We start from the raw sequence: 12,358 nt of genomic DNA, 5'->3' as shown, positions 1-12,358 counted from the left end.
TTGCCCCGAGAGGCAACCCATTCATAAAGTAATTCCCACTTATAATACGTAACTTTCCAACTCCTTTTTTTGACGCAAATGATGACGAAAATGCATCATAACCAACTCATACCATTCCTTTGCATTTAACCAGCCGAACCCTCCATGTTCAACTTTATAATTTGAATTAATATTATTCACTTTCGATTCCCAATGACTCAACCTTTGAATTAATTGATCCATCCTCTTAATTAGATCCTCCTTGCTGTCTGTATTATTTGGTGGAGAATTTAGTTCATCTGGTAATCTTATTTTAATAGGTGGAAAACCTCCATTCTTGTATAATTGCTCACCAAACTGGGTTTTCCCAAGAACTTGTTCCTCACGTGATATCGAACATGTTTCGATATGATCTAGATACTCATGGGCAACAACAATTAAATGGTCATACATCTGCCCAATCGACCAAACCCCTTCTTTTGAGATATATCTTAGCTGTTCCAATGAATAAGTGTAAAGATCATTTCTGAAAGTAAGAAGCAGTTCATGATTGTTACTCATTTAAACCCTCCTTTGTAATAGTCAAATAAAAATCTGACTACTCGTTTTCTATTTATGAATAACTATACTATTAATGGTGACAAATACCTGCCCCTATAGTTGAACAAGGTATATATTAATATCAAGCTCTGAGTTTGTTGAATAAATCAAACCTAAGGTAGCTAACAAAAGTACAGATTCGCTCCAATATTTTGATACAATGTAATTCACATTAACGCGAGGTATTTGCAGAAAGGATTCATTCACTTTGATATTTGTTTTAAGGTTGATAGCAGCTTTTCTTTCATCAACTATTGCAGGAGTGGTTGTAGGTGACTTCTTATCTGGTATATTTATTTTTTTACCGATTTTTATTCTTGTTGCCGTTCCCGTTTCGCTCTTTGTTGATAAATTTAGTAAAGAAAGAAAAAGCAAGCAAAGAATGTATATTATGAAGCTCTTTTATTACTTAATATCAGGTGTTTTAGCAGGTTGTTTAATGACTGTGATGATTAGTATAGGGGGAGATTTTACAACCGTAGATATGCCCTCAGTAGTCTTAATCACTCTATGCTGCTCAATGTCCTATTATCATTTTCTTCTATTGCTTAAAAAATGGCTAAAATGGTATAAAAACGTCCCATTACCTATTTCAAAATAATGTAGAGAACATCTTAGATGGCTATTCTCTACATTATCTCTATTCTGGAAAACGCATAAGAACAATAAGGGTTGATGGGACTTCCAGAATCGATCCAAGTTAATTGGATTTGAGACAAAGCTTAGTTCTGTCGAATTCACCACTCAATATCTTCATAAATATCAGAGATGCATCTTCCATCAACTTTACCCTCTGCGAACAGTTGTGACGCTGTACTAAACTCTTGCGTAACGGCGCCTTGTACTTTTGTTAAGTAAAATCTCTCTTCATTTTGGCTAATCCAATATTCATCCTTTCCATAATAGAAATTGTACTCTTCTCCAATTTGAATCCCATTTTGAAACTCTTTGCACTGATATTTAGTCATTTCATCACTCCATTCAAGCGTTTCAACTAGAGCTTGTAAAAAGCTAAACGAAAAGATTAAGGAATAGAGTTGATACTCCTGTTTTATCCAACAGTAGCTCCGAGGTTGTTGAATTAATCAGAAGACATAACACTTCCAAACGTAACGGCTTCACCATTTTGAAAAGCATTCAGAGTCTCATATTTCTTATCTAGTACCACTTTGTATAGAAGTTGATGATTTAACTCTTTATTTGAATAGTCTTCAGTTTTTTTCTGGGTGTAAGAAACCTCTAACGCATCGCTCTCTTCATCAGCGTTTAAATTAAAATCTTCAAAATAAATGGCTTCATCACCTTGGATTACATTTATCCCATTCACAAATACATAGACTACTTGATCATTCTCATAATATAAATGTGTTCCATTTAGATCTTCAGTCTCATCAATAAACGTCTTAACGTTTTCTTTTGCATCTTTAATATTTATTTCAGTGTATGAAAGCTCCTTTTCTGAACACCCCGTTAAAAGCAACAAAAAAATAGCCATTAATGAAACAATTATCCTACCCAATAAACAGCCTCCTCTCGTTTTTTCATATCCTTATTATCACTCTAATCCTACAAAGAGCGTTTACTTTTTTTAAAAGCAAACGCTCCGATCAATAGAACAATGAATCCTCTAGAGTGCCACGACTTGAAATCAAAGATATCGAATTTCATACTGGTACTACTATTAACTTGTATGTATGGTCACCGGGATGAGCTTACAATGTAACTAGGTTCTGCTATTTTACTTTGTTATTTCTATCTTTCCTGGTTTCAATCAACACTACGTTTACAAGAATGATCCCCATCAATACGATAAAAACATAATTATCTAACTGGAGTAGTAATTTTAGAATGATAAATATGAGTGATCCAATAATAAGTTGCAAATACCTTTGTTTTCTTGTCATAATTTCACCTAACCTTTTTACTGATCATCATATTTAGCAGCAGGGGTTTCACTATAAATCAATGACATTTTCAACCATCATTCCAACTCTCTTGCATAACCAAAAATTTTAAAAGCTTTTCATTTGGTAGACAACTTCCATACGCATCGAAGTTTTGAGTTATAACATTAACTAAGAAAAAAGCACCATCATCCATGTGATTCGGCGCTCTCTTTGATGTATGATTTTAATTTTTGTATCAACAGAACCCGCTAGACACCATCAGTATATCTGTTTTTTCTAAAATCGATCCATTACGTATCTCCCATATTCAATCGGCGTCCGAAACACAGATTCCCACTCGTCGTGAAGGATCCGGTCATCTTCAAACAATCCGCTCACATAGTCAGAGATAAAATTGCATTCTATAAAATACGGTTTTCCTTCTTTTGTGATCCCAATATCGAAGCCGAGATCCGCTAGGTGTGGAAAATGCTGATCAAGAATACGAGCGGTTTGAAGTGCTAATTGATGAATGCTCTCCACAAGTGTTTGGGAGGGAATGGTTGGATGCGAGTGCGGAGCAACCGCTTCGAGTGTGTAAGTCGTTCCACCCTGGGCCCCATTCGTTAGAAAGTCTCCTCCATTTGCCACCTTGCACATCAGCCCCGATACTTGCCACTCCCCGTATTGATTTTTTTGTGTAGCTACTCGCAAATCAAATGGGTGGGTTTTGTAAGTTGCAAGTGGAATCATTTCCTGAATTAAATAGGTATAATTGCGGATCCGATTGATAAGCACGGTCGGGAGCTTAGTTTTAAAATCGACTTGCTTTAACTCGCCTTCTTTTGTTTTATAAGAAAGGCGCCACCCCTTCTTCACACGTTCCATTTTCATTGCGCCCATCCCAAATTCTCCGTAACTTTTTTTAAGAATCAGCTGATTGTATCGAGCTGCCATTTTATTTAAGTTCGACACGGTAAACAGCTCTGTTTCTGGTAAATGGTTTCTTACACGCTCGTTTTTAACTAGCAGATCGTGCACCTTATGTTTCTCCACATCATAATTCGGCACATTGTAGATCACGTGCCCTTCCTTCATTAAGGATTTCAGATGAGAACGATAAGCTGGCAAGTAATCGAGGACACGCGTGTAAATGACTTTCGGCGCTGGAACTTTTTGAAGATGAAACGTCTCGTTATTATAGACATAAGCATTCACCGTTGCCACGCCTGGCTGAATATCAAAGAACCGCATATAACAAGGAATAAGGCCATGTTTTCTCGCTGCTTTCTCCCAAATCATGAACATGCTGCGCGTGCCTCCCTGTAGGTCAGGCATCGCCTCATACGTTGATTTGGGAAGAATAATTCCTAGATAGTGATCGCTCACGCCGATCTGCCCCCTTCGCTTTAATCTATTGCAAAACGGGGCAGAGGTGTGCCTGGTCACACGAATTTCATTTCGTTCGCAATGACTGCTTGAAGGAATTTTATTAAAAACGAGTGGCCTATGACTTGTGAAATGCGGCTCACTTCCTAAACGGCTACCAAACTTCAGGCACCTATTCTTCTCCATCCAATATGATGTGTAGGAAGGAGTGATGAAGATGCCATGGCAACAAAAAATTCGAAGTTTAATAGGTTATCCGATTGGAATTTCATTCGTCAATGGACAGGGGGCATCAGGGATTTTGTGCGGGACATCTGATGGAAAGCTCCTCGTGATGGAATATATGTATCAAACCCAATTCGCCTTAAAGCAGTATGATTTTTACATGATTCAGGATATTAACGGATTTCCACCCTGTCATACCACACAGCCTTTATATTAATGATAGGTCCCTTTATATGGGGACTTTTGCTTTTCTTTAAGAAGTGAAAAATCCCAGAATGCTAGTTCGTAAACAACCGAACCAAAACGCCATCATCTTCTACATCAGGTACAAAAAAGGCCACTCCATAGGTTGAGGCTACCGCCATAATCACTGTCCAAAGAACTAAGCTAGTCATCATCCAGCTTGTGACCATCTTTCTTTTCGACCCGAAGCTCATTCCCATAAACGCGGAGATGTGCGAGCCAACGAAAAAAGGACCGATGATCGTTAATCCAGGTAAACCATACTTATCAAAAAGAACTCTTGCTCGCTTCTCTTTTTTCGATTCTTGCACTTCTTCGACATGTGCCTCTGTCGTCTCGCCCTCCTCCTGGATCACATCTTTCGGACGCTTTTGCTTTCGTTTCCTCCTCCAACTTTTAAATTTATCTACAAAAACGATTAATAGAATAACAGTCAGGGCATTTCCTAAAAAAGCAAGTACACCCGTTAGTACTGGTGACAGTCCGCCGATGATCGCTAATGGGATAACAGCAACAAGTTCAAATAAAGGAATCGCAGCCAGAACAAACACTAATACATACGATAAAAACATTCTCTCCATTCCCTTCTAAAATCCACCTAATTTCTTTTATTACGCAATTGCTTCACGATAGGTTAATGAGGAATCTAATATGATCATGCTAATTTGTTTGTTCTTTCTCAATGGTTCTCTTCCTGTCAAAGAATCCGATTGTTCCACAAACAAGTGCACCTAAACCCATAACACTCGTAAGAATCCAATTCTGTCCCCAGGAGTTAATAGCCGTTAGAAGACAGCTCAGGGCAATCGCCAAGGCGCCATATTTTGCTCGCCATCTATCCAATTTTGAGAACTTTTTACTATCCAACTATCGTCACCTCCTTATCATCTATTCGTTATTTTTTAAATGGCTCTCTTAGTAAGCAGGTATTTGAGAATAACAACAACTCATTAATTCCAATTATTTAAATAAATTCCAAACAACTCAATCTTTCATTTCATGAATATGGATTTTTAGTACAATTACTTTTTCAAATCAAGATTGTCTTTCAGTTCTAATTGAGCGACCACTGCATACTCTGCCGTTTTCACTGATTCTGGTAAGGTTTTAACATCACTGTGGTTCCCTGACGACATTTGGCTCTCACTCGATCCAATTAGGTACGCCAAATATACCGTTTCTCCTTTGGTTATCGTGACCTCTTCTTCCATTTGTTCAAAGATAAATGCGCCCAGCTTCTCAGGCATAATGGTCGATCCTTTGCCAAATCCATCTGGTGATCCCATTGTGAAATGTGCCACTTCTTCTTCCATATAAAGTTGAAAAGAGTGAAGTGCTTTATTGAAATGCTCTTGTTCATTATCTCCACCAAAGGAAATGAATTCTTCTTTTCCACCATCTCCGTCTTTGTATACAACGATAGACGTTACGAGTGATTCCCCTTTTTCTACTTTCCCATCAACCGTATAAAAGGTTTTGAAATCGATTCCCATTTGATTGACGATGCTTTGCTCACGTTTTGATAGTTTTGCAGGTTTAATTTCCAGGGAACTTGTAGAAGACTCTTGACTAGCACTTTTCCCCTCCTCTTTCCCGCCACTGCTGTCTTCATTCGTACAGCCCGCTAGAAGAAGCAATACTCCTAGTAAAGTGAATAATCGTTTCATTTCAATTCCTCCGTCTTTCTCGATTCCAATATATTGTTAGACTGTTATCCTACTTAGCACCGCATGCTTATCTTGTATGTCATAACCGATTTTTTCCATTATTTATTCCCTAACGAGTTCCCTATAATCGCTCCCACGCACTATTTGCTCTCATCCATTATCGTCCACTCTTCGATCGAAACATCTGGGTGAAGACGTAGCACGATGACTTTTCTGCTCATTCACTGCTGTCCTGACGATACTCTAACTTCTTCATTTCCAACTCAATCTTTTTCGCTTCAAGCTCTAGCTCTTTCATTTTTATATCTTTTTCTGTTTTCTTTACATAGCCATAATAAATGAGCGAGAAACCAATCACGATCGTAAGGTAAAAGAATAATCCCAACTTTTCATCCCCCTAATAATAAAAATAGTGAAAATATGTAAACATTTGCATACCGATGCGGCTAGCCAGTATTTATAAGGGATTTTCTTTTGTCTACTAAGCCCCTTTTGAACATACATGACCTATCTACCTTAATTAGTCATACGAAAGAAACGCATCAAATGTTTCACCTATACCTATTTTCCTCTTTCTTTATGGAAGAACTTTTTTAAAAAAAGAACTATTGATAAAAAGGTGTAGAGAGGTCTTCCTCTCTACACCTATTGTGTGATCATCTATAGCCTTATCGCTTACCACCTTGCCGTTACCACCTTTCTTCTCGTGTAAAATTCACCCACGTCAGATTCATTGGTTAGTTCAATCGCTTCTTCTAGATTCTTCACTCGCACAATCGATAGCACAGGAGCGAAAATTTCGTCTTTCCAGAGTTGCATTGAAGTGATCACGTAATCAAAAATCGTTTGGTCAATAAAGAACCCTTCCTCATTGGAAGCTCGAAATCGCCTTTTTCTTTTCAACAACCCAAACAAAAAAAGCATGCACGGTCCTAGCTCGAGGAGCAGGAACGAACATACTTATCACGCACTTAACACGGTTCTTTCATTTGCTGAACGTCTAACGATCCATTATTAAAATAATCATCAATCACTTCTAATTCTGAATATGGCACGCGCTCATCCCCTATGATCTGGTAACCGCCAAAGCCAATGCCAGTTAAGAGCACGACGTCTCCTGGCTCAGCTAGATCAAAGGCGTGATGAATGGCTTCCTCTCGGTAAAGCCTTGAGTGAATATGTGGAGCAGATGGATGGTGGAACCCTTTCAAAACGTCATTGACTACTTCTTGTCGATCGGCGAATCCTGGTTGATCCACGCTGACGATGATTTCATCTGCCATGCCATCTGCAACCTGAGCCATCATCGGACGCTTTTCAGGGTTACGCAGCCCAATGCCGGTAATCATCACGATCAGTTTCCTGTACGGTACGTGACGTACGGCGTCAAGAACGGTTGCGAGCGCATCTGGCGTATGGGCGTAGTCGAGAACAATTTGAAATGGTGCCCCATCAACTACTTGAAAACGGCCTTCAGGTGCCTGAATATGATCAATCACAGACAGAATTTCATCAATTGAAAACCCGATTTGATAGCACGTTGCGATCGCCGCAAGAAGATTCGCCACGTTGTATTCACCAATAATTGGCGCCTCTACGTTATACGTTTCATTAAACGCATAGAGCGTAAACGATGTTCCGTTAATGGACGTTTGAATATGATCGGCACGTATGTCACCTAACTCCGACAAACTATAGGTGATAAGTTGCCCTTGAAAACGCTCAATGATGTCTCCTGACATGGCCGGATCGTCGATATTTACCACCGCTCGTTTCGCTTGATCAAACAATTTTAACTTCGCTTCTTTATACGCTTCCATCGTCCCGTGAAACTCTAAATGTTCAGGCGTTAGATTTGTATGAACCGCCACATCAAAATAAATGCCTAACAAACGCTTCTGTTCAATGGCAATGGACGTTGATTCAATGACAGCTGCCTTCATTTCACTCGCACGGAAATAATCGAGCACGCGATGAATATCTGGAGCTTCTGGCGTAGTCGGAACGGTTTGCTTAAACGTGGTTTTCTGCTGATCATCCCAAATCCCAGCTGTCCCAATCAAGCCCGTTCGAAAAGAAAGATGGTTTAAGAGATTATATGTGAAAGAAGAAACGGTTGTTTTTCCATTCGTTCCAGTGACCCCAATCGTATGGAGAGATTCGGAAGGAAAATCATAAATCACTCTCGCAAGGTCAGCGAGCGCTTGTCGACTATCGTGAACGTAGAGGAAGCTCACTTCCCGATAAAGGGCCGAAGCTGTCGCCATTTTCTCATGATCCGTCCCTACAATTGTTTTTGCCCCAAGCTCAATCGCTTGCTCGATAAAAAGGTGACCGTCCATCTTTTCACCTGAAATACAGACGAAAGCAGCCCCCTCTTCGACATCACGAGAATCATACACGACTGACGTAATTGATTGCTGTGAAGGTCCTGAATATTCACCGTTTAAAAGAGTTTCCATTAAATAAGCTTTTCTGTTCATTAAACCATCCTTTATCCTAAAGTACCGCTTTAACAAGATAAAGCGATTTTGATATAGGAAACTTTCCCTACCTTCCTAAGGCATAAACCTTATCGATGCGCTGAATCGGTTTTCAATGTGTTTTTTCGTGTGAGATAACGTAACACGTTCGATAGGTAGTAGGGTAAGAGACTTTTTTTCCATTTTTGTAGGAAGGGCTATTTGTGATATGACCACAAAAAAACAAGGAGCCTGCATTCCAGCTGAATGGGCTCCTTGTTTCAAAGTCAGATTTATAGATCTTTCTTTGTAAAATAATTCACTTGAGGGTTTTGCGTTTGCCCTCCTACTTCTCTTCCAGTTTCTTTCACCGCATTCTTCGCTCGGCGAACCGCATGACCGTACTTTCGCTCCCAGCTTTTCGTTGCAGCGGCAAACGCAATAAGCGTGACGACTGCGAGTGCTCCTGTTGCTGGTAAGAACGATGGTGAAATCATGCCACCTGCATAAGCAACGCCAATTGGTGAGAAGACAAGATACGTTTCACATATGCTTGCAATCAGTAGAATTCCTGCAGGAACGCTATATTTCCACGGCGTCATGTTCACTTTCGAAGCTTTCGGGAAAACATACGCTTTTTCTTGTGGTTTAAAGTAAGCAACTCCAAACATAATGGCCACTTCAGCTACGAATAGAATGCCGTAGATGTGGATGAAATGAATGTTGAGCGGAAGTCCAAAGATCTGGTCCGTGCCCCATACCATCATGTAGTAAGCCACCACGTGGAAAATGATCGCAGCTTTCGCGGCTAGTGCCGGTACCTTTTTCGATAGAATACCGATAAGCACAACGGCAACAATCGGAATGTTGAAAAAGCCAGTAAACTTTCGAATCAAATCCCATAAACCATTTGGTGCGTACATTAACATCGGCGACACGAAAAACGTGACAATCGCAATAACTGACCCGAACCATTTACTCGCGGTGATCAGCTGTTCATCTGTGGCATCTTTTTTCATTGCCGGCTTGTAAATATCAAGTGCAAACATTGTTGAAGCACTATTTAATAGTGAGTTATAAGAACTTAACACGGCACCAAGCAATACTGCGAGGAAAAAGCCGGATAAGTAGGATGGCAGCACGTTCATCACAAGCGTTGGATACGCAAGGTCAACAGACTTTAGATTCCCACCGTAAAGGTGAAACGCGATTACACCTGGCACCATCATGAAAATCGGGATAAGAAGCTTAAAGAATCCTGAGAAAATAACCCCTTTTTGTCCCTCTTTTAAATTTTGCGCTCCGAGTGTGCGCTGAATGACGTACTGGTTTGTTGCCCAGTAGAACATGTTCGCAATGATAAGTCCTGTGAAAATTGTACCGAACGGAACAGAGTCTTCCGGACCGCCGATCGCATTCAGTTTTTCCGGATTTGTTGTTGTGATTGTTTTAACTCCGTCTAGGAACGCGCCATTTCCAAGTGCGATAAGCCCAAGAATCGGAACGAGCGCACCAACAATAAGTAACCCTACGCCATTAATGGTGTCAGACACGGCAACGGCTTTCAATCCACCGAAGATCGCATAAACAGCGCCGATAATTCCTATGCCCCAGATCACGACCCAGATCGACTGGGTATAGGAAATGTTTAAAATAGACGGCACATCAAACAGTTTGAGAACAGCGAGTGCGCCGGAATAAAGCATAGAAGGAATCGTTACCAGAACGTACCCAACCATAAACAAAACAACGGTATAGCGTCTTACGCCTTCATCAAATCGTTTGCTAAGGAATTCTGGCAGTGTGGTAATCGACATGTTCAAATATTTTGGAAGCAAGTAAAGTCCCATAAGAACTACCGCTACCCCTGCCGTTACTTCCCAGGCCATGTTTGAAAGATTCGTTCGAAACGCCTGACCGTTCAACCCTACCAGCTGCTCAGCTGACAGGTTCGTTAACAAAAGCGAGCCGGCAATAAACCCACCGCTCAATCCTCTACCTGCAAGAAAATACCCATCGGAACCGCTCGTGGTTCCTTTCGTTTTCCGATAAGCTATGTATCCAACAAGCACCATGAATGCTATACAAGATAGCAATGTAAACCAAAGTGATTGCATTTTGACTCCCCCTCTACTTCAAGAAAAAATATTTCTCATATTATTGTAATAAGGGAAATAACCTTTTTATTATATTAGTAAACATTTTTTTGAAATTGAGCATGAAAAACAGGAAAAGTTAGTAGAAAAGACATGGAGACTGGAAGGATTTCTACCACGTTTTGTCAACAAAGGGGCCACCACATTTGACAGCCCCTTTTCATGAATTGATTAGTTTATAACCATCTGATCTACCTTTTCGGTCATCCAGTGAAAAGCGCGTGCTGCAATCAGCTGCTCAAAATCATCCTCCACCTCTTGCATACAGTTCTTAAAGATCTCCACAAAGTCATTCCAATAAAAAACGGTTATGCCCTGAACGTTCGAAAGATGATTCGAGCGAAAGCGGCGCTGAAATTGTTGTGTGTTTGACGTTAGTTCACTGCTGTAAGTATCTACAGCTGAAACACCTTTTGAGGACATAGCATCTTCTAAGATAAGGAGCGAAAAATAAAAGTCCTTCCCTTTAGCATAATGGGATCCAACGTCAATATTGCGCAGAACCTGGTTTCGGGAATGATTGTGCGTTGTTTTTATGGAAATGTCGGACTTGAATTTCGCTTCAATAAACCAGACAACGTTTTCACTTTCAATAATGACATCCACTTCCGTTGGTCCTTCTGGCAGCTGATTATCTAGTAAAGTTGACGGCGGCTTGATTGTTTTCCAGAGGTTAATGCTTAGATTGTGAGGCAGCTGATTGGTGGGGACTACTTTCTTTATGGCGTATTTCGTTTGATTGATCCCTTTTGCAATCAGTTCTGGATACCAGTGTTGAGGATTGATTTGTTGGAGCGATTTAAACACGTTCCAGGTGATGGCGTCTTCACTATTTTCACTTCTTAAATGCTTTGTTTTCATATTTCTCATAGCGGGTAGAATGGAATTGTACTTATCGATCAGCAGATTGTCTCTGAAGTCATCGTACTCGAAGACGCCAGATTTTGAGATGGTTCCGTTTTTTGTGATTACTGGCTCACGGGATATGAAATCTTCATATGCGAAATACTGATGACCTGGTGTGTTCGGTGTCACTTTTGGTCGGTGAGGTAATGGTGTTTCCAAGTCAAGAATCCAAAACATGTAGGTTTGTCCTGTTTTTTCAAAACCGAATCCTTTTTTGCGATCCTGGATGTAAGACAGAATTCTTTCCTGAATTTCTAAGTCGAAACGTGTGAGATCTGCTGATGCAGGGGTGTATGGAGGAATGAGCACTAAGCAATCGCGAACGGTGTAGAGTTTTTCAATGAACCCACCTTTTTCTCGAAAAGCAACGTACGGTGTTTCTCTGTAAATGTAATGACTGGGAAACGCATGGATGCTGTGCTCGTAAATGATCTTACATGTTCCGCTTGCAGGGAGGGTTAACACGTTTTGATTCATTCCATCACCACTTCCAATTATTGTATCGTGCAGTTTTATTGTACTATATCCAAGGATGAGCGGGTAAATAGTTGTCCTTTTATCATAAAAAAAACCGCCAACACAGTTAAACTTGGAAGTGTTAACGATTTTTTTATGAAGGCACTGCCCTTATTTTATTGGTTTCTCTCTCATCACTCGCTTCATATTTCTTCTAAAAATGAACAACAAGATACCCCCTACGATGATCCAGATAAAATAGAGAGTAGGTAACCCTAAATCATAGACAAAGGCATAGCCTGCAATAAGCAGCACGCTTATTAAATAAAACCATCCTAGAAACAAATACAAGTTTCGAACAACTGTATATCGCATCATGGCACCTCGCT

Annotated in this window: 15 protein-coding genes; 2 read left to right on the top strand and 13 right to left on the bottom strand. The window is 40.1% G+C overall.

The genetic code is table 11. The features are described from left to right. Positions 1–39: 39 nt before the first annotated feature. Positions 40–540, bottom strand: a complete 501-nt coding sequence (locus LCL91_RS19265) for a DinB family protein (protein WP_224884802.1) — start codon at positions 538–540, stop codon at positions 40–42. A 247-nt stretch (positions 541–787) separates the two neighbouring features. Here LCL91_RS19265 and LCL91_RS19260 point away from each other — a divergent pair, with 247 nt between their 5' ends. Then, positions 788–1,180: a hypothetical protein gene (locus tag LCL91_RS19260; RefSeq protein ID WP_224884800.1), complete on the top strand. Its 393-nt coding sequence runs from the start codon at positions 788–790 to the stop codon at positions 1,178–1,180. Between the two features lie 136 nt (positions 1,181–1,316). Here LCL91_RS19260 and LCL91_RS19255 read toward each other — a convergent pair whose 3' ends face one another. From LCL91_RS19255 to LCL91_RS19245, 3 genes are all read right to left on the bottom strand, one after another. After that, a complete protein-coding gene (locus LCL91_RS19255) occupies positions 1,317–1,547 on the bottom strand; it encodes a hypothetical protein (RefSeq protein WP_224884798.1) in 231 nt (76 codons plus the stop codon). Between the two features lie 113 nt (positions 1,548–1,660). Next, positions 1,661–2,098, bottom strand: coding sequence for a hypothetical protein (locus tag LCL91_RS19250; RefSeq protein ID WP_224884797.1), 438 nt, complete (start codon positions 2,096–2,098; stop codon positions 1,661–1,663). A 664-nt stretch (positions 2,099–2,762) separates the two neighbouring features. Continuing rightward, positions 2,763–3,854, bottom strand: a complete 1,092-nt coding sequence (locus tag LCL91_RS19245) for a YheC/YheD family protein (RefSeq protein WP_224884795.1) — start codon at positions 3,852–3,854, stop codon at positions 2,763–2,765. A gap of 217 nt (positions 3,855–4,071) precedes the next feature. On the opposite strand from LCL91_RS19245, the gene LCL91_RS19240 reads away from it, so the two are divergent. After that, on the top strand, positions 4,072–4,296 hold the full coding sequence (locus LCL91_RS19240) for a hypothetical protein (RefSeq protein WP_224884793.1): 225 nt from the start codon (positions 4,072–4,074) through the stop codon (positions 4,294–4,296). Positions 4,297–4,357: 61 nt separating this feature from the next. Here the strand turns inward: LCL91_RS19240 and LCL91_RS19235 are convergent, their stop codons facing one another. The 9 genes from LCL91_RS19235 to LCL91_RS19195 all read right to left on the bottom strand — a co-directional run bounded on the left by LCL91_RS19235 (position 4,358) and on the right by LCL91_RS19195 (position 12,344). Beyond that, positions 4,358–4,894, bottom strand: a complete 537-nt coding sequence (locus tag LCL91_RS19235) for a small multi-drug export protein (RefSeq protein ID WP_224884791.1) — start codon at positions 4,892–4,894, stop codon at positions 4,358–4,360. Positions 4,895–4,982: 88 nt separating this feature from the next. Next, the gene (locus LCL91_RS19230) at positions 4,983–5,189 is read right to left on the bottom strand and encodes a hypothetical protein (RefSeq protein ID WP_224884789.1); all 207 of its coding nucleotides are present in this window, start codon (positions 5,187–5,189) and stop codon (positions 4,983–4,985) included. A gap of 155 nt (positions 5,190–5,344) precedes the next feature. Beyond that, the gene (locus LCL91_RS19225; protein ID WP_224884787.1) at positions 5,345–5,989 is read right to left on the bottom strand and encodes a hypothetical protein; all 645 of its coding nucleotides are present in this window, start codon (positions 5,987–5,989) and stop codon (positions 5,345–5,347) included. 217 nt (positions 5,990–6,206) lie between these two features. Next, positions 6,207–6,374: a hypothetical protein gene (locus LCL91_RS19220; protein WP_224884785.1), complete on the bottom strand. Its 168-nt coding sequence runs from the start codon at positions 6,372–6,374 to the stop codon at positions 6,207–6,209. Positions 6,375–6,664: 290 nt separating this feature from the next. Then, on the bottom strand, positions 6,665–6,913 hold the full coding sequence (locus LCL91_RS22350) for an aldehyde dehydrogenase family protein (RefSeq protein WP_425589701.1): 249 nt from the start codon (positions 6,911–6,913) through the stop codon (positions 6,665–6,667). Positions 6,914–6,960: 47 nt separating this feature from the next. After that, positions 6,961–8,472 carry a UDP-N-acetylmuramoyl-L-alanyl-D-glutamate--2,6-diaminopimelate ligase gene (locus tag LCL91_RS19210; RefSeq protein ID WP_224884783.1) on the bottom strand — a complete coding sequence of 504 codons (1,512 nt, stop codon included), beginning with the start codon at positions 8,470–8,472 and terminating at the stop codon, positions 6,961–6,963. 272 nt (positions 8,473–8,744) lie between these two features. Further along, positions 8,745–10,568: a solute:sodium symporter family transporter gene (locus tag LCL91_RS19205; RefSeq protein WP_224884781.1), complete on the bottom strand. Its 1,824-nt coding sequence runs from the start codon at positions 10,566–10,568 to the stop codon at positions 8,745–8,747. A 210-nt stretch (positions 10,569–10,778) separates the two neighbouring features. Then, positions 10,779–11,990 carry a hypothetical protein gene (locus tag LCL91_RS19200; protein ID WP_224884779.1) on the bottom strand — a complete coding sequence of 404 codons (1,212 nt, stop codon included), beginning with the start codon at positions 11,988–11,990 and terminating at the stop codon, positions 10,779–10,781. 150 nt (positions 11,991–12,140) lie between these two features. After that, the gene (locus LCL91_RS19195) at positions 12,141–12,344 is read right to left on the bottom strand and encodes a hypothetical protein (protein WP_224884778.1); all 204 of its coding nucleotides are present in this window, start codon (positions 12,342–12,344) and stop codon (positions 12,141–12,143) included. Positions 12,345–12,358 lie beyond the last annotated feature (14 nt).

This window comes from Guptibacillus hwajinpoensis (genome assembly GCF_020171785.1).
GTDB classification, from domain to species: Bacteria; Bacillota; Bacilli; order Bacillales; family Guptibacillaceae; genus Guptibacillus; species Guptibacillus sedimenti.
This window is presented reverse-complemented; position numbering and strand designations above follow the sequence as displayed.